This window comes from Bacteroides pyogenes (assembly GCF_014196225.1).
GTDB lineage: Bacteria > Bacteroidota > Bacteroidia > Bacteroidales > Bacteroidaceae > Bacteroides > Bacteroides pyogenes_A.
This window is the reverse complement of the sequence record NZ_JACIDI010000003.1, coordinates 1-18,543: the sequence shown is the minus strand read 5'-3', so window position 1 is coordinate 18,543 and position 18,543 is coordinate 1. Positions and strand designations below refer to the sequence as shown.

The 18,543-nt window shown below is 42.6% G+C and carries 13 protein-coding genes; 8 read left to right on the top strand and 5 right to left on the bottom strand.

The annotated features are described in order from the left end of the window. Nucleotides 1-999: 999 nt before the first annotated feature. The 8 genes from eno to rsgA all read left to right on the top strand — a co-directional run bounded on the left by eno (nt 1,000) and on the right by rsgA (nt 8,292). The gene (eno, locus tag GGR07_RS02405) at nt 1,000-2,280 is read left to right on the top strand and encodes a phosphopyruvate hydratase (protein ID WP_021644344.1); all 1,281 of its coding nucleotides are present in this window, start codon (nt 1,000-1,002) and stop codon (nt 2,278-2,280) included. A gap of 173 nt (nt 2,281-2,453) precedes the next feature. Then, the gene (locus tag GGR07_RS02400; protein ID WP_021644343.1) at nt 2,454-3,014 is read left to right on the top strand and encodes an RNA polymerase sigma factor; all 561 of its coding nucleotides are present in this window, start codon (nt 2,454-2,456) and stop codon (nt 3,012-3,014) included. After that, complete coding sequence (locus GGR07_RS02395; RefSeq protein WP_021644342.1) at nt 3,011-3,439, top strand: hypothetical protein; 429 nt, start codon at nt 3,011-3,013, stop codon at nt 3,437-3,439. The genes GGR07_RS02400 and GGR07_RS02395 overlap by 4 nt, the downstream gene beginning before the upstream one ends. Next, nucleotides 3,436-4,515 carry a hypothetical protein gene (locus GGR07_RS02390; RefSeq protein WP_021644341.1) on the top strand — a complete coding sequence of 360 codons (1,080 nt, stop codon included), beginning with the start codon at nt 3,436-3,438 and terminating at the stop codon, nt 4,513-4,515. The genes GGR07_RS02395 and GGR07_RS02390 overlap by 4 nt, the downstream gene beginning before the upstream one ends. Nucleotides 4,516-4,699: 184 nt before the next feature. Beyond that, nucleotides 4,700-5,224 (top strand): ClbS/DfsB family four-helix bundle protein, encoded by a 525-nt coding sequence (locus tag GGR07_RS02385; protein ID WP_021644340.1) that lies wholly within the window; start codon nt 4,700-4,702, stop codon nt 5,222-5,224. Between the two features lie 247 nt (nt 5,225-5,471). Next, on the top strand, nt 5,472-6,383 hold the full coding sequence (locus GGR07_RS02380; protein WP_021644339.1) for a DMT family transporter: 912 nt from the start codon (nt 5,472-5,474) through the stop codon (nt 6,381-6,383). Between the two features lie 53 nt (nt 6,384-6,436). Continuing rightward, nucleotides 6,437-6,997, top strand: coding sequence for a ribosome recycling factor (gene frr, locus GGR07_RS02375; protein ID WP_021644338.1), 561 nt, complete (start codon nt 6,437-6,439; stop codon nt 6,995-6,997). A 362-nt stretch (nt 6,998-7,359) separates the two neighbouring features. Then, entirely contained in the window at nt 7,360-8,292 is a 933-nt protein-coding gene (gene rsgA, locus GGR07_RS02370) for a ribosome small subunit-dependent GTPase A (protein WP_021644337.1), read from the top strand. Between the two features lie 140 nt (nt 8,293-8,432). Here rsgA and GGR07_RS02365 read toward each other — a convergent pair whose 3' ends face one another. The 5 genes from GGR07_RS02365 to GGR07_RS02345 form a co-directional block, all read right to left on the bottom strand. Further along, on the bottom strand, nt 8,433-10,070 hold the full coding sequence (locus tag GGR07_RS02365) for a fumarate hydratase (protein ID WP_021644336.1): 1,638 nt from the start codon (nt 10,068-10,070) through the stop codon (nt 8,433-8,435). 82 nt (nt 10,071-10,152) lie between these two features. After that, nucleotides 10,153-12,147: a DUF4954 family protein gene (locus GGR07_RS02360; protein WP_021644335.1), complete on the bottom strand. Its 1,995-nt coding sequence runs from the start codon at nt 12,145-12,147 to the stop codon at nt 10,153-10,155. A 60-nt stretch (nt 12,148-12,207) separates the two neighbouring features. Then, a complete protein-coding gene (gene hflX, locus GGR07_RS02355) occupies nt 12,208-13,467 on the bottom strand; it encodes a GTPase HflX (protein ID WP_034543194.1) in 1,260 nt (419 codons plus the stop codon). 212 nt (nt 13,468-13,679) lie between these two features. Then, nucleotides 13,680-14,870, bottom strand: a complete 1,191-nt coding sequence (locus GGR07_RS02350; protein WP_021644333.1) for a RagB/SusD family nutrient uptake outer membrane protein — start codon at nt 14,868-14,870, stop codon at nt 13,680-13,682. Between the two features lie 12 nt (nt 14,871-14,882). After that, entirely contained in the window at nt 14,883-17,957 is a 3,075-nt protein-coding gene (locus GGR07_RS02345) for a SusC/RagA family TonB-linked outer membrane protein (protein WP_183200468.1), read from the bottom strand. Nucleotides 17,958-18,543 lie beyond the last annotated feature (586 nt).

The window sequence follows — 18,543 nt, the reverse complement described above, 5'->3', positions numbered from 1 at the left end:
CTCAATTATGTGACAATGTTATGAATGAAGTCTCGACCTCTTATGTTAATAATACATTTGAAAGTAGTACTCTTTTTGAAGGTACTAATACATTATTAACTGAAAGCGAAAAAATTATTATGATTTATATACAGAAATATATAATACTTATCCTAGCAATATAAATGAAGTAATTTTTATTGCAAATAGTTATATTAAATAGAGAGGTTGGAAAATTTAACGGATACAGAAAAAGAAAAACTATATATGATGATTTCTGTATCTGTTAATAGTGCCTATTTCTGGAACAAGTAAGTAACTCTTATGAAAGACAATGTTTGGCATAGAATTATGAAATTATTCCTATACTGGAGTTTTTTGGGGATTATAACAACGTTTCATGGTACTTTTTTCATTGTAATAACAATAGTTTTAGGTTTCATAATTATTGGATTAACAATCAAACAGTTGTTTCTAAAAAGAAAAAACTAACAATGGTTCTTCTTCAAGTTGGCACTATAAAATCTTTTGTGTAAATGGGAAATACTGCCGTTAAGAATGACACATTGCTCCTCGCACTGCAACAGCTTACTCTTTTTATAGTAAAAGTTATTCGTCTGCCGATCGTATCCCATTCGTCTTTCGTCTGTGTTTTATTCGTCTGCCGAATGGGAGACGAATAAAACACAGACGAAAGACGAATGAATTGTTTAAGGAAACGTCTTGATTTTACTAATGCAACGAAAAAAAACAGCGCCCGGAGCAAATCGGGTTGATAAAAGAGCGACACCTTTCTTTACCCGCCGTAAATTATCAACCGCTCGAAAACAAGCCTCAAAGTCAGTTTTGTGGTAAAGCAACCTTTAAGACGAAAACAAAAACTCTCTTTTACCGTTATTTATATAGCCGGCTAACCATATATAATGAAAGCGAACGAAGACAATACCTATTTATAGTGATTTGCGCCTCGCTGTTTAGTCCGTACTTTTGCAAGAAGTTTTATTAAAAACAATAGAAACGATGAAAATAGAAAAGATTGTAGCCCGGGAGATTCTCGATTCGAGAGGCAATCCCACAGTAGAAGTGGATGTAATGTTGGAATGCGGTGTGATGGGACGCGCGTCTGTACCTTCAGGTGCTTCCACAGGTGAACATGAAGCGCTGGAACTCCGCGACGGCGACAAAGACCGTTATTGCGGAAAAGGCGTACAAAAAGCGGTTGAAAACGTGAATAAACTGATTGCTCCGAAACTGGCGGGGATGTCGTCACTCAACCAACGCGCCATCGACCATGCCATGCTGGCTCTGGACGGAACGCCGACGAAATCGAACTTGGGAGCCAACGCCATTCTCGGTGTATCTTTGGCAGTAGCCAAGGCCGCCGCCAACTATCTGGACATTCCTCTTTACCGTTACATCGGCGGAACGAACACATACGTAATGCCTGTTCCGATGATGAATATCATCAACGGAGGTTCGCACAGCGACGCTCCCATCGCCTTTCAGGAGTTTATGATTCGCCCTGTAGGCGCTTCTTCTTTCAAAGAAGGGCTGAGAATGGGCGCCGAAGTTTTCCATGCCTTGAAGAAAGTGTTGAAAGACCGCGGACTGAGTACGGCCGTAGGTGATGAAGGTGGCTTCGCTCCCGAACTGGAAGGAACAGAAGATGCCCTGAACTCTATTCTCGCCGCTATCAAAGCTGCCGGATACGAACCGGGCAAAGACATCATGATCGGTATGGACTGCGCTTCTTCGGAATTCTACAAAGACGGCATCTACGATTACACCAAGTTTGAAGGCGCCAAAGGCAAAAAACGCACGGCAGAGGAACAAATCGACTTCCTTGAAGAACTGATCAACAAGTATCCCATCGACTCCATCGAAGACGGCATGAGCGAAAATGACTGGGACGGATGGAAGAAACTGACAGAGCGCATCGGCGACCGTTGTCAGTTGGTGGGCGATGACCTGTTCGTAACCAATGTGGACTTCCTGGCAAAGGGTATTGAAAAAGGTTGTGCCAACTCTATCCTTATCAAAGTAAACCAGATCGGTTCGCTGACAGAAACGCTGGATGCCATCGACATGGCTCACCGCCACGGCTATACGTCCGTCACTTCGCACCGTTCCGGCGAAACCGAAGACGCTACGATTGCCGATATCGCCGTAGCAACCAACAGCGGACAAATCAAGACCGGTTCGCTGAGCCGTTCAGACCGTATGGCGAAATACAATCAATTGCTCCGCATCGAAGAAGAACTCGGCGATTTAGCCGTGTACGGATATAAGAGAATCAAGTAAATCCGCTTCTCTGCACATTAGAAGAAGATAAATCTATCGATTATATTTCTTCAGACTGCCTCCTGTCAAAAAAGACAGAGGCAGTTTTTTTATATATTTCGTATATTTGAGCGTTCTACAATCGACCTGTCGCGTTTTACCGCGTATCATATAATAGAGAAGAACAAAAAACGATGAATCAGGAAAAAATACAAGAGCTGATAGACCGTGGGAGAAAAGGAGACAAAAAAGCATTCGCTTGTTTGGTTGCCAAATACCAAGCATTGGTATTCCGGTTTGCTTTCCGGTTACTTTGCAACGAAGAAGAAGCCAGAGACGCCGTACAAGAGACTTTCATAAAAGTATGGCTCGCTTTGAAAACATACGACAGAGCATACCGATTTTCCACTTGGATCTATAAAATAGCTTCCAACACCTGCTATGATCGCTTACGTTCATACCATCGTTTTCCCATAGAACCGGAACATTCTTTTGCCTCCGTTACAAACATGCCATCGGGCGATGACATCGAGGAAAACCTCCACAACCGACAATTGAAAGAGCTCATTTTGCGATACACCGGCGAGTTGCCTCCCCGGCAAAGACAAATTTTCATTCTGCGCGACGTCGAAGAACTCGAAGTGCAGGAAGTAGAAGCTATCACCGGACTATCTGCCGAAAAGATAAAAAGCAATTTATATCTGGCTCGGAAAAATATACGCGAAAAAATGAATCAACTATCTATGGACATATGAAAGAGAAAAAAGAACAATATGAAATCTGGCTGTCCGAAATCAGAAACAGACAGCCTGTGGTAAAGAATCCGGAGGAGCTGATAAAAAGTATTTCCGACGCTATTTCCCGCACAGATGAGAAAAGCAGGAAGCGGAAACTCTTTCTTACCGCAAGTTGGATAGCGAGCATAGCCGCAACACTATTGATATTGCTGTTTGTCCATGGCGTTTGCTTCCCTCCGCTCTCGCTCGATATAGAGAAGCAATGCATACAAAACTACAGGAGAAGCAATCCGGACATTTCTCTACCGACCAATTGGCAACAAATGAAACTTGTGGAAAAAAACTCTTACCTGTGGGAGCGATATGCACAGCAACACAAACTGCGCGAAACACAGAAAAAAATCTTTTTAAAAGAAAACCGTTTAAAACAGGAGGACAGATGAAAACGAATATTCTTATCACAGCTACATTGTTATGCCTTATGGTTTCATGCGACAGTCACTATCGGATGGTTTCACGAATTGCGGGCGACGGAAGCATGTATAGAGAGGTGTACACACATACCGATTCGGTTCGCCAAACAAAAGAAGGGTTCCACAATCCATTTCTGTTTCAAACAGGAGCCGATTGGCAAGTAGAAGATTTGGATTCCGGTATTGTACTCGATTTTTGGGGAGCACAAGAGAAATTGAATATAAAAGCATATAGAAAAATCTCCGCAGTAAACGGACAATGCTTTTCCGTATCTAAGGACAAAGAATATGCGTATCCATTGGCAGTTCCGCAAGAACAACTAAAAAAAAGATTCAAATGGTTTTATACCTATTATACATATACAGCTACCTACAAAGAACTTCCCGACAAAGGCCCGGTTCCTCTCGACAACTATTTGAACAAAGCGGAACAAACTTTATGGCTTCGAGGAGACAATACATTCTATACCAATTTAAACGGCATGGAAGCAAACGAGCATTTGAGCCATATCGAATCGAAGTTCATGGCATGGTATATCCGAAACCTTTATGAAATCAGTAGTGAAGTCATTCGTCACTTCGCGCTCGCCCAAAACGATACCACATATACGCATCAATGGGAAAAGCTGAAAGAAGTTGTTTACAAAAAGCATCTGGAAGGAGTAGATCAGTTGGAAAAAACAGCACCTGAAGCAATATGTGGTTTTCTCGATCAAACCTGCCAAACAGACTATTTCTCCCGACTTTATAAAGCCAAACAAGAAGAAATAGAGACAACGTATGAAAAAAGAATCGGTTTCATCAATGTCTTCTATCACAATATACGATTCGAGCTAATCATGCCCGGCAAGCTTATTTCCTCCAATGCCGGGATTATAGACAAAGATACGGCTGCCTGGCGAGTAAACGCTTTCCGCCTTTTGGCAGGTGATTATATGCTTACAGCCAAGTCGAGAGTGGTTAACTATTGGGCATTCGGGATTACATTACTTATAATACTGGCAGCCTTAGGTGTTTTCATAACATTATACAGGCGGTGCACATAAAAAGGCAGTTTAAGGAAGAAAGGGAGAAAAACAGCGCAGCCGAACAATGAATTATTGGGAATAATACGTAACTTTGCCATAATCCGATGCGGAAGAGTCTTTAATCGTAACCAAAAACCGCTCTTTTCCGAAAAAGGAAACCGATACATAAATGACAAGAGCCAAACCTATAAAATAAGAAATTATGGCACGCCCGACAACAAAAGAGCAACTGCTGCAAAGCAGCAAAACCAATTTCGATAAGCTCTTCAGCCTTATCGACTCCATGACACAAGAAGAGAGGATGCTCACATTCTCTTTCGAAGACAGAGACCGAAACATTCGCGACGTTTTGGTTCACCTTTACGAATGGCATCAACTACTGATCAACTGGATAAATTCCAACTTGGCAGGGAAAAATACCGCTTTTCTGCCTACGCCCTACAATTGGAAAACATATCCTCAAATGAATATCGCTTTCTGGGAGAAGCATCAGAAAACACCTCTGAACAAAGCCACTGAGATGCTATTAGAAAGCCACACCCGGGTAATGGCTCTGATGGAAGATTTTACAAACGAAGAGTTGTTTACCAATAAATATTTTTCCTGGACGGGTACAACCAGTCTCGGCAGCTATTGCGTATCGGCTACTTCCAGCCATTACGACTGGGCGATAAAGAAGGTCAAGAAGCATTACAAAGAATTGCCTTCACGTTCCTCTAAGCGGTAAAGCGTACCTTTGCGGACTTTCGGGATATACTTAAGGGAACCCTCCTTTTGCCATACATGCAGGACCGTCTGACAAGTCTCCAGTTAACAAATTCACTCTTCTCACAAAAACGGTTGTGGCGAGAGTGAATTCCGTTTTCGGCAATTTATTGTTGAATTGATACAAGCAAAATCGCTAAACATTTGTTTATCATAGCCAAACTACGTACCTTTGCGGACTTTTTATATTTCATAAAGCAGAAAAAACAATGAACAACAGAACCAAGGGCTTTATTTACGGAGCAATCGCCGCAGCCAGCTACGGTATGAATCCGCTTTTTACACTCCCCCTATACGCAGCCGGCATGAGCGTAGACAGCGTACTATTCTATCGCTATTTATTAGCCGCCATCGTATTGGCTGTTTTGATGAAACTCCAACATCAATCTTTCGCCATTAAAAAGAATGACATCCTGCCATTGGTCATCATGGGATTTCTTTTTTCTTTTTCCTCTCTGTTCTTATTTATGAGCTACAAGCACATGGATGCCGGAATTGCCTCAACCATATTGTTTGTTTACCCGGTCATGGTAGCGGTAATCATGGGACTGTTTTTTAAAGAGAAGATTTCGGGCATTACAGTCTTTTCCATCATGCTGGCATTGTCGGGCATCGGTTTATTGTACCAAGGAGACGGGGAAAAGCCTTTATCCACTGTCGGCATCATTTTTGTTCTGCTTTCTTCGCTCTCTTACGCCATATATATTATAGGAGTGAATCGCTCTACCCTAAAACAAATGCCGACAGCCAAACTTACGTTCTACGCCCTCCTTTTCGGCTTGTCGGTATATATTGTGCGCTTGAACTTCTGCACGGAGCTTCAGGCTATTCCGTCCGCATGGCTATGGGGAGACATATTCGCCCTGGCTATTCTGCCCACTGCCGTCTCGTTGGTATGCACGGCAATGGCTGTTCATTATATCGGCTCTACACCGACTGCCATATTGGGCGCATTGGAGCCTGTGACGGCCTTGTTTTTCGGCGTGCTCCTCTTCAACGAGAAACTTACTCCCCGGTTAATCATCGGCATTGCGATGATTATAACTGCCGTAACCCTCATCATCATCGGCAAGCCGGTCATAAAAAAGATGAGTGTGCTGTTGCAGATAAGCAAAAAATAATATACTTTTGCTAATCATTCAATCGAATAGCAACTTAAAAGATCAAAAAAGATATGGTAGACGTAAAAACTTGCCTTGACCATGCACAAGAAAAGATGGACATGGCCATTATGTATCTCGAAGAAGCGCTTGCACATATCCGTGCCGGCAAAGCAAGTACCCGACTATTGGATGGTATCCGGGTAGACTCTTACGGAAGTATGGTACCCATCAGCAATGTAGCAGCCGTTACTACTCCGGATGCCCGCAGCATTGCCATCAAACCTTGGGATAAAAGCATGTTCCGTGTGATCGAAAAAGCCATCATCGACTCCGATCTCGGCATCATGCCCGAAAACAACGGAGAGATTATCCGCATCGGTATTCCTCCTTTGACTGAAGAACGCCGCAAACAATTGGCAAAACAATGCAAAGGAGAGGGTGAAACGGCGAAAGTCAGTGTCCGGAATGCCCGCCGCGACAGCATCGACTCTCTGAAAAAAGCTGTAAAAGACGGATTGGCGGAAGACGAACAAAAAAACGCGGAAGCCAAGCTTCAGAAAATCCACGATAAGTATATCAAGCAGATAGAGGATATGCTTGCGGAGAAAGACAAAGAAATCATGACTGTGTAAAAGCAGACTTCAGAAAAAAGAAATGGAGAGTTAAGAGCTGACTGCGCTATTAATGCCGCACTCCTTCTCAACTCTCCATTTTTCTAAGATACAATCGAATCACAGCTAAACGAGCCGGTAGACGTCCGAACTCTCCGGAAGCATCAGATTGAACGGAAATTCCCACTTCACGAGCAGGCCAATCAGAAGCCAAGTGATGGAAAACGTTTTTTCTTAAAATTACGGATTGCCAGACCAATGTTCTATCCACTGCCAAGCACATAGCTTCTTCGACAGCCCTCACTGGATTGGCAGAAAACGGTTCAAAAGAAGAAACTGTATCTACCGATCTTATAATCGAACAATAAATAACTAACCGAAGCATGAAGGGATTAGTAATCAGGAACACGGGAAGTTGGTATCAGGTGAAAACCGATGACGGGCGAACCATTGAATGTAAAATCAAAGGTAACTTTCGCCTGAAAGGGATTCGCAGTACAAACCCTGTGGCTGTGGGAGATCGTGTCCGGATTGCAGTCAACCGGGAAGGAACAGCCTATATCCATGAGATAGAAGACCGTAAAAACTATATCATCCGGCGGTCTTCCAACCTCTCCAAACAATCGCATATTCTGGCGGCCAACCTCGACCAGTGCATGCTTATCGTAACGGTGAACTACCCTGAAACATCCACGACTTTCATCGATCGGTTTCTCGCATCCGCCGAAGCTTACCGGATTCCCGTGAAGCTTATATTCAACAAGATAGATGCCTATAACGATGACGAGTTGCATTATCTCGACGCACTCGCCAATTTATACGGCGGGATAGGCTATCCCTGTTTTCGGATTTCGGCCGTGGAAGGTAGCGGAATTGAGACCATAAAGAAAGAATTGGCAGGTAAAATCACTCTTTTTTCAGGACACTCCGGGGTGGGTAAATCTACACTGATCAACGCCATACTGCCCGAAGTGAGTTTGAAAACCGGAGAAATCTCCGCCTATCATAAAAAAGGCATGCACACTACTACTTTCTCCGAAATGTTTCCTGTAGACGAAGGAGGTTACATTATCGATACTCCGGGAATCAAGGGATTCGGAACATTCGATATGGAAGAAGAAGAAATAGGGCATTACTTTCCCGAAATATTCAAAGCATCCGCCCACTGTAAATACGGCAACTGTTCCCATCGGCACGAACCGGGATGTGCCGTGCGGCAGGCAATAGAACAGCACCTCATCAGCGAGTCCCGCTACACCTCTTACTTGAGTATGCTGGAAGACAAAGAAGAAGGCAAATATCGTGCAGCCTACTAAACCCTCTTTTTTTCCAAAGTGCCGGTGACCGATATTCATATAGAAAAGAACAAAGGGATACTTGTGCACAAGGCGACAAATCCCCCTTCGTATTACAATTATTTTTTATCAGCGAATGCTACTTGATAAGTTTTTTTCTTTTACTGCTTTGAGCAACGCGGCTTTATCTGTTTAAAAAAATCGTTTCCTTTGTCATCAACCAAGATAAATGCCGGGAAGTCCTCCACTTCAATTTTCCAGATAGCCTCCATACCCAGCTCGGGGTATTCCATACACTCAATGCTCTTGATATTATTCTGAGCCAGAATGGCAGCGGGTCCGCCGATCGATCCCAGATAAAATCCGCCGTATTTCAGGCAAGCGTCGGTTACCTGCTGGCTGCGGTTGCCTTTTGCCAACATAATCAAGCTCCCTCCATGGCTTTGGAAAAGTCCGACATACGAGTCCATACGCCCCGCAGTGGTGGGGCCCATAGACCCGCAAGCCATACCGGAAGGAGTTTTAGCCGGACCGGCATAATAGATCGGATGGTCCTTAATATACTGCGGCAAGTCCTCACCACGGTCCAAACGTTCTTTCAGCTTAGCATGAGCAATATCACGACCGACAATAATCGTACCGTTCAACGACAAACGGGTAGCTACCGGATATTTAGTCAATTCTTTCAGTATCTCCTGCAGCGGACGGTTCAGATCGATCTTCACGGCATCACCTTCACCGGCATTGCGAAGTTCGACCGGAATCAGATTGCCCGGGTTGGAATCCAGTTTTTCAATCCAGATACCATTTTTGTCGATCTTACATCTGATGTTCCGGTCGGCCGAACAAGAAACACCCAATCCCACCGGACAAGAAGCTCCATGACGCGGCAAACGAATGATACGAACATCATGAGCCAGGTATTTCCCGCCGAATTGAGCGCCCAGCCCGATCTTATGAGCCTCTTCCAATACCTGCTTTTCCAGTTCGATATCTCGGAAAGCACGTCCGAACTCATTTCCGGTAGTCGGCAAATTGTCGTAGAAACGAGTGGAGGCAAGTTTTACCGTCAGCAAGTTCTTCTCGGCCGACGTTCCGCCGATAACAAACGCGATATGATAAGGGGGACAGGCAGCCGTCCCTAACGTTTTCATCTTCTCTACCAAAAACGGTACCAATGTGGCAGAATTCAAGATCGCTTTTGTTTCCTGATACAAGTATGTTTTATTGGCCGAACCGCCACCTTTGGTTACACAAAGAAACTCATACTCCATCCCTTCTGTAGCTTCGATGTCGATTTGTGCGGGCAAATTACACTTCGTATTCACCTCATCATACATGTTCAACGGTGCGTTTTGCGAATAACGCAAGTTTTCTTCGGTATAAGTCTTGTAGACTCCCAACGAAAGGGCCTCTTCGTCACAATAGCCTGTCCATACCTGCTGCCCTTTTTCCCCGTGAATAATGGCAGTACCGGTATCCTGGCAGAAAGGAAGTACCCCTTTTGCCGCTACTTCCGCATTACGCAAGAAAGTCAGCGCAACGTATTTGTCATTATCGCTGGCTTCCGGATCGCTCAAAATCTTGGCCACTTGTTCGTTGTGCGAACGACGAAGCATAAAAGACACATCGCGGAAAGCGGCATTGGCCATTGCCGTCAGGCCTTCTTTCTCAATTTTCAAAACAGGTTTCCCTTCAAACTCGCTTACCGACACATAGTCTTTTGTAAGCAGATAGTACTCGGTCGTATCTTTCCCTTTCTCGAACATGGGCTGATACTTAAACGGAGGTGTTGCCATAAGCTTTTTTATTACGTAAAGTTAGTTAGTGACACAAAGGTAATGATTAAGAATGATTCATCAACAGAAGAAGCCGTTTTTTTCATGCGTTGGCAATAGCGGAGATCCGCCGGATCAGTTCATCGCCCAATGCCGTTTTCTCTTCAATGTGCTCTAATACGGCTTTTACAAACGGGTTGCTCTCAAAGTCTCCACGTACCTGTTCAAAATCCATCTTCATTTCATCCCGGGATCCATCAGCTCCAAATCCGGTCATGGAAGAAAGAGAAAACTCCTTACGTGCATCATCATACACCATATGGTCTAACCCGACGACAGACTCTTTCCAAGTTTTCACAATGGCGATTATATCTTCAGCCGTTATCTTGTCCGGATCCACCCCATAGAACTCCTGTATCTTATGATATGCCCAAGTCCATTCATAAGTATAATAGTTTTCATGCATTTTTGCAAAACTATTATTGATCGATTTCAAACGATTGATAGAGCCATCCTCTATACCATCAAGCAAACGGTCTATTTCACTTTTAGGAGCTATCAACCCCGAGATATCCACCCATTCGCCCATACCGATTTGCGTATCCGGTTTCAGACGCCGGCGGATCTCTTCATCAGTTCGAAAGTTCATTCCTTCCAAGCGTTTAATAATTGAGTTTCCGAGAAACTTATGAATCGCTATTTCGTACAACCTAATTCCATTGTTCAAAGAAGAATTCTTAATTTTGGCGCTCTGAAAAGAATAAATCTCGGATGTTTCGCCCGAAACACGTTTCAACTCTTTCAGGATAGCGCGTCCTTTGAACATTTTTTGGATTGTATAAGGACTCAGCAGGTTATAATTAATGTGATCCAAACAATTCGGATCTTTCCGATTATCCCGTTTCGGCCATTTCTGAGCATCGCGGATAGTACCCACACTTCTCAAATTCACTCCGGGAACCAAATAAGTTGTATTTTGTTGTTCAATCAAATATGAGAAAGGAAGATTGGAAGTGTCGGCATGATTCACATGGCGTCCCATCACCAATGAGAAAGCCCCCACACGTGCCGGCCACAAAATGTACGAATCAGAAGTTGTCTTCGCTCCTCTTTCCATTGTACCCTGATGAATAGGGCCCAATTTATACATATGATTGCTCTGATTTGATCCCGAACCTGCGTTCATAAAGGAGAACATCCCGGCAATGAGCAAAGTGGACTTATGATGTGTCACGGTAAAAGGACCGGCAAAAATAGCGCACGCCTCACCGTTTTCCCCTTGGCAGTTACTAAAGAATAAAGAATCTGAAGCCGAATAATTATGCCCCAACTTGCAAGCTTGTCCTACAAAACAACGAGTTAACATCGTCCCATCGTCCACATCGGAACCGGAAGAAATAATAAAATCGTCGCAAATCACTCCATGCCCCAAATGCACGGGAGCTGTTACGTTACTGTTGATACTTCCGTTGGAAAGACGGCTGGTTCCGCAAATATGGCAATAATCACCTATCCGGACATTTTTTATCGATCCGGCATTTACAATCATTACATGGTTGCCTATGCTACCTACGGTCGAAGCATGCTTATTAGAATAATAGTCCGTAATTGCTTTCATACGGTTAATCAACTCCGGACGATGCCGGTAAAGCGCTAGAATATATGCCTGATGCGCCGACAGCTTATCATTGATCAAAACTTCCCGCCCTCCTGTTTCGTTGAGTACCGACACTTCCACCCCATTACCGAAAGTGCTTACTCCGTCTACCAGAATGATATCTACATTTTCGATAAACGTGTCATTGCCAATCTCATAATTGGCAATATAATTTTGTATATTCTCAATGCAGCAGTTGTCTCCCACCGTTACATTATGCAACGTAACATGCCGTAATCCCGAATGTTTCCTAATACCTCCGGGCAATGTAAAATCCGCATCAAATACGCCTAATTTTACTTCTCCGGAGAAACGGGTATGATGCACATACTCACCATTGAATCCATTGGCTACCAAAACTTTTCCCCAATCATCAGCCAGACATGATTGACTCTTTAACTGAAGAACTTCATCTTCAGTCAACCTGCGATAATCTTTCATAACGGATATATAATGTATGGATACGCCGTTCTCCCATTCACATGAGCGACCTATCAATTATTACTCTTCCTCGTCGTAAATCTGATAAAGAAAATCGTTATAGGGATATTTCTGAACGTGCAATTCTTTCACTCTTTTGTAAACAACACTTTTCAGTTCATCTATATGGATTCTGTCACGGGCGGAAATAAAAAGGCAGCTATCCTCCATTTTAGCCATCCATGTCTTCATCAGATCTTCGAGTGTTAAGTTTTCTTTTGTCGGGGGGGTAAGGTCGTCAGGAGCTTTTTCTATATAAGTATAAGCATCTATCTTGTTAAAAACGAGAATCATAGGCTTTCCGCCACCTCCGATGTCAGCCAAAGTTTTATTCACAATCTCAATTTGCTCCTCAAATCCGGGGTGCGAAATATCTACCACATGCACAAGCAGGTCGGCCTCCCTCACCTCATCCAATGTAGATTTAAAAGAATCCACTAAGTCAGTCGGCAGTTTACGAATAAAGCCTACCGTATCGGACAATAGGAAAGGAAGGTTATCGATAATCACTTTGCGCACGGTGGTATCCAGTGTAGCAAACAACTTATTCTCAGCAAAAACTTCGCTCTTCGACAGCAGATTCATCATAGTAGATTTGCCTACATTGGTATAGCCTACCAATGCCACACGAATCATCCGTCCGCGATTTTTACGTTGCGTGGCTTTTTGTTTGTCTATTTCTACCAAACGCTCTTTCAGCAACGACATACGGTTTAAGATAATACGGCGGTCCATCTCAAGCTGTGTTTCACCCGGTCCGCGCAAACCGACAGAACCTCCTTTCCCGCTACCGCTACCCGATCCGCCGCTCTGGCGTTCCAAGTGCGTCCATAAACGCTGCAAGCGCGGCAACATATATTTATATTGCGCCAACTCCACTTGAGTTTTGGCATTTGCCGTTTGTGCGCGCATGGCGAATATATCAAGAATCAGCGAAGTCCTATCGAGAATTTTTACTTTCAGTTCAGCTTCAATATTACGAATTTGTTTCGCTGAAAGTTCGTCATCGAAAATGACCATCCCTACTTCCCGCTCCTCTTCCTCCTCGTTAAGTATATATTGCTTTATCTCATCCAGTTTTCCTTTTCCCACATAAGTCACCGAATTAGCTGTCGGCAACCTTTGCGTAAATCTTTTCACCACCTCAGCTCCGGCCGTTTCGGCAAGGAAAGCCAATTCGTCCAGATATTCATTCGTCTTACGTTCGTCTTGTGTCTGGGTGATAAGCCCCACCAGCACGGCGGTCTCCACTTTAGCTTCGGATATTACAAATTCTTTCATTCGTTCTTTCTGATTATATAAATAAGCAAAGCCCTTGTCAGCAAGCTGTGGCCTACACCACATCATCACCTGAAATTCACAGACCGACAACAGAAAATGCTAAATTTCAGACAAAAGTATAGAAATTCAGCGATAAAAACAAATAGCTCATTAAACGACAAAACGGGCTAATCTCAAATCAGAGACAGCCCGTTTCTATCATATGTTAAAATTTACTTTAATAGAGGATTGGATTGCACGGCTCTTTCAGGATAGGGAAGAACATATTTTTCACCTTCAAGCTTCAGGTCCTGCCATCTGGTCCATTCGAAAGACATTTCCAGACGACGTTCTTCGGCCAATGTCAACGATGATTTTCGAGCCTTCTGAAACTCAGCCAGACGGGCGTTATTACCCGCCTCTGCAGAAATCAGATACATTTCGGCAATACGCGACACCAACAAATCCGAATTATCATCAGTTTTATATTTTTTAGAGTAAATATAGCCACCATTGGCGTCTTTTCCCTCAAAGTCAAATAAAACTTTTCGCGTATCACCATCCTTCACAAGAGCTGTTACAGCGTCGGCGGCAGCAAAGCAGTTCCAGTTTTTAGCCATCGGACTCATAATCCATCCCCAGCTACCTACTTCTTCCGCTTTTGTTCCGATAAACATAAAGATAACCTCACTCGAACGTTCCAACGGATTCTCAGCCAGCGAAAACTTTCCGGTAGCAATGACCTCTTCTGCTTCTTTAGCAGCCTGTTGCAAATTACCGGCTATTCTATAAACACGTGCCAACATAGCCGTTGCAGCTTCTTTAGTTGGAAACTGTTGAGAAAGAGTCACATTATTTTTATCAAATGCACGACAATGCTCTTTGGCAAACTTCAGGTCGTTAATAATAAAGTTCAAAACTTCTTCTTTAGACGAGGGAGCAATGGGTTTTCTGTCATAGTTTTCATCAATCAATGGAACCCGTTCAAACAAATCAAAAAGCCTTAAGTAAGTATAAGCCCTACATACCCGCGCCTTACCCTTTTGGTCGTCAGTTGCAGTAGGAACCTTCAATATCGTATTGGCACGATCGATACCGGCATAATAATCTGCATAATAGTAACTCAGCAAAATGTCAGATGCCGGAACGGTATGCTCATACAAAAAGCGCACCTGAAACCATTGAAACTTTACGGGTTTATAGTTGTCGGCCATTATTTCCGTATTCATGATACTGAAATAGCCATAACCATTCGGATGCCGAACTTTTTTATAAAGTCCGTTCAATAAGCGATCTACATCTTGTTGAGACAAAGGTGCGTTTGCAGAAAGCGAAGCCTGGGATGGGATATCCAATTTCTGCTCGCACGAAGCGATGGTACTTATTAATGCCAACGCATATATGATGTTTTTTATCTTTTTCATAAATGATCTTTTTTAGAATGTAAGATTTAATCCAAAAACAACAGACTTGGTATTAGGCAGACCACCCAAATCTACACCGGCCTGAACCTTCATTCCGTCTGAAACGTCTTGGCTGTTTTCCGCTGTCTGGTCTACGTAAGAGGTTTCCGGGTCTCCGGTAGAGTAAGGCGTAAACGTGAATAAGTTACGTCCTTGCACATACACGCGTAATGATTTGATAAACCCAAGTTTTAAAGCTTTGATCGATTTCAAGTCATACCCCAATGTGATTTCAGAAATTCTCAGATAATCTGCTTTTTCCAAGAAGCGAGATGAATGCTCCATATTCCAGGCAGAAATAGCTGCCGACATGTGAGGACGTGGAATGTTGGTTGATGTATTCTCCGGTGTCCAATAGCCAAGCATCTCTTTATACATGTTGTAAGAATAAGAAGGAGCACCTGTAGCCCCACCGTTCAATGCATCTTTTTTATAGAAAGCATACACCCGTTTGCCAATCGAATATTGACCGCTGAGGGCAAAATCGAATCCTTTGTAATCCAGCCTCGTATTGAAGCCGCCATAAACAGGAGCAATACCTCCGCCAAACACTTTCTTGTCAGCATCGTCTATCTTACCATCTTGATTCTGATCTACATAGATCATATCTCCCGGCAACACGACTTTCCCGTCTTTCCCGTCTTTATCTTTATAAACATATTTTTCCTTAGCCACTCCCTGAGCTTCGTACAAAGTAAATGAACCCAGACTTTCCCCTTCTTTTACGATAGAAACAAATCCTGTAGTATATTGTCCGGCTTCGGTTCCTATGCTGATAACTTTATTTTTATTGTAAGAGAAATTGGCTCCCACGGTCCACTTGAGTTCCTTACGGTCAAAAATATTGGCATCTACTGTCAGCTCAAAACCTTTGTTAGAGATATTACCAACATTAGCCATCATTGTCCTGAAGCCCGACTCTTGAGGTACATTTATGCGGTTGAGCAGAGACTCGGTCCTCTTGTCATAGTAATCAAACCCGATACTGACTCTATCCAATAACTTCATGTCGAATCCGATATTTACAGAACGTCCTTTTTCCCAAGTCAAATCAGGATTAAAAATATCGGTAGCAGCAAGTCCCGGCTGCAAGTTATAATTCTCTCCCCCAACTATCAGATTTTGTCCGGATGCATAAGACACACCAGACTGATTACCGGTATAGCCGAAAGAAGCTCTCAGCTTCAAGTCTGTAACCACTTTTTTATTGAAAAAGTCCTCATTAGATATTGTCCAACCGGCAGAAATCGCGGGGAAATAGCCTGCATTATTTTCTTTGGTAAATTTAGAAGAGGCATCACGACGTATAGACATCATCAAATGGTATTTTTCATCCCAATTCAACTGCAAACGAGTGAAATAAGATTCAATAGCCATTGATTTGATATAGCTGCGTCCTTTGTTAATCTCTCCGGCAGATACGAGCCAGCGCAAGTCGTCCGATGGAAATTTCTCTCCTGCTACATAGGAATCTTCATAATCCCAGTTCTGGAAAGAATGTCCCAACAAGAAATTTAATTTCAATCTTTCATTAAAGAAACTATCGCTATAAGTAATCGTGTTCTCAATTTGATAATCCCTATCATTGTCAGTGCCGTAGTAGCCATACCCGGTCGGCTGCCCATCGCCATTCAATCCGCGACGTGTGTTGGGCGCATCGTACCTATTATAGCGTCTATTACGAATAGTTCCACTATATGCAGAGCGCCATACAAGTCCCTCGAATGGAGTAACGTTTAAGTAAAGGTTTCCTCCTGTGTTTTGCCAGATATTGGTTACCTGACGTTGGAATCCGAACAAAGGATTTACAAAATTATAGTCAATAATCTTCCCATTTTCATCTGTCGGCGGTACATCAGGACGTGCCTGCAAAGCCTTTGAGTAGGGCTGATAAATATTGTTATCGTCAGCAAATGGTTTGGATTTTGAGTAAGTGAAGTTAGCATTCAAGCCAACCGTTACATACTTATTGATTTTTTGCTCCAAATTGGCGCGTAATCTGGCAGCTGTATAAGAATCTTGTTTTACTATACCGTCCTGCATAAACAAGTTTCCCGATAAATAAGCCTTAGTTGTTTCTCCACCACTTGTTACACTTATTTGGTGATTTTGAATACTTGCGTTATCACGCAACACAAGCTTTAACCAGTCAATATCGTGACGACTTTCAGGAAGCGGAGTCAGCGTAGTGGGATCTTTAGGTCCATCCAACAGACCCGCAGCAATATCTTTCTCATAATTGATACGAGAAGCATCCATAACTTTCTTGTACTCAGCTGCATTCAACAATTTTGGTTTCTTGATAATGTTTTGTATCCCGTAATAACTATTCACATTAACCGTAGTAGGCTGACTATAATTTCCTTTCTTTGTTTCAATCAGCACCACACCATTAGATGCTCGCGAGCCATATATAGCAGTCGAAGCAGCATCTTTCAAGACACTGATGCTACGGATATCCTGAGGAGCCACGTTGTTCATATTGTCTTGTGGAACTCCATCGATCACATATAGTACATCATTGGATGCTCTTAGAGATCCATTGCCACGCAAACTGATTTGAGTACCATCTCCGGCACGCCCACCTGTACTAACTACTTGTAAACCGGCAGTCTTACCCTGCAATGCCTGACCAACAGAAAGCACCGGCTCATTCTTAATTTTTTCAGCAGATACCGTAGCCACAGCTCCCGTCAAATCTTTTTTGGAGGTTACTCCATAGCCCACTACAACCAGTTCATCCAACATCTTAGAGTCTGGCTTAAGTATCACTTTCACTGTTGGTTTAATTACCACCTCCTGTGTCTGCATACCCACATACGAAACCTGCAAAGTCTTTGCGGAACTTGGTACATTGGGCAAAGTAAAATTACCATTCATATCAGTAATCGTACCTTGAGAAGTACCTTTTACTAATACGGAGGCACCAACAACTGGCTGCCCATCTTCTTCGGAAATCACAACACCTGTGACCTTCTGTGTCTGGGCAGTTACCAGGCCTATACCTACAAAAAGGCAAGCCAACAACAGCATTAATTTTCTTTTCATAAATTCTCTCTTAAAGTTAAACCTTACATTAATTGTTTCTTTACTCTAACAAAATGCAAATATATTAATAAAAATGAAACAAACAATTTTTTTAATAAAAAAAGGTTGATATTGTAGCAAAATGATATATTAAAACAATATTATATGTTTTATAGCACATTTATTATTTGCAAATGAAATCATTCACCTTGTAACTTATGACATTATGAATAATCAAAACGAATAAATTATTCCTGAATATGCAGATTTATGAATAGAAAAATAGTTATATTTATTTATTTTGATATTACAATAGGTTTTGGTGATAAAAAAGTGCATTTAAAGTAAATGCTTGTAAAATATAGAAAAACTCTCTCTCTTTCAATATTACCAACAATTATCAATATACATTGTATCGCTTCAAAGCCTGCGGGAAGAATTTTGTCCTTAATATCGCAGATCAATTTCTAATTTAGGTTTTAAGTATCTATCATATACAATACTTCGGTAATTTTTTACCGAAAAATTAAAAGTCAAACAATAGAACCGGCAAAAGTCGGTTCGAAAACACTAAAGAGGTCATTGAAATGTTGTCAAAACGAATGGT

Coding starts and splice junctions, on each gene's coding strand:
- eno (WP_021644344.1), top strand. CDS start 1,000: ATGAAAATAGAAAAGATTGTAGCCCGGGAGATTCTCGATTCGAGAGGC.
- GGR07_RS02400 (WP_021644343.1), top strand. CDS start 2,454: ATGAATCAGGAAAAAATACAAGAGCTGATAGACCGTGGGAGAAAAGGA.
- GGR07_RS02395 (WP_021644342.1), top strand. CDS start 3,011: ATGAAAGAGAAAAAAGAACAATATGAAATCTGGCTGTCCGAAATCAGA.
- GGR07_RS02390 (WP_021644341.1), top strand. CDS start 3,436: ATGAAAACGAATATTCTTATCACAGCTACATTGTTATGCCTTATGGTT.
- GGR07_RS02385 (WP_021644340.1), top strand. CDS start 4,700: ATGGCACGCCCGACAACAAAAGAGCAACTGCTGCAAAGCAGCAAAACC.
- GGR07_RS02380 (WP_021644339.1), top strand. CDS start 5,472: ATGAACAACAGAACCAAGGGCTTTATTTACGGAGCAATCGCCGCAGCC.
- frr (WP_021644338.1), top strand. CDS start 6,437: ATGGTAGACGTAAAAACTTGCCTTGACCATGCACAAGAAAAGATGGAC.
- rsgA (WP_021644337.1), top strand. CDS start 7,360: ATGAAGGGATTAGTAATCAGGAACACGGGAAGTTGGTATCAGGTGAAA.
- GGR07_RS02365 (WP_021644336.1), bottom strand. CDS start 10,070: ATGGCAACACCTCCGTTTAAGTATCAGCCCATGTTCGAGAAAGGGAAA.
- GGR07_RS02360 (WP_021644335.1), bottom strand. CDS start 12,147: ATGAAAGATTATCGCAGGTTGACTGAAGATGAAGTTCTTCAGTTAAAG.
- hflX (WP_034543194.1), bottom strand. CDS start 13,467: ATGAAAGAATTTGTAATATCCGAAGCTAAAGTGGAGACCGCCGTGCTG.
- GGR07_RS02350 (WP_021644333.1), bottom strand. CDS start 14,870: ATGAAAAAGATAAAAAACATCATATATGCGTTGGCATTAATAAGTACC.
- GGR07_RS02345 (WP_183200468.1), bottom strand. CDS start 17,957: ATGAAAAGAAAATTAATGCTGTTGTTGGCTTGCCTTTTTGTAGGTATA.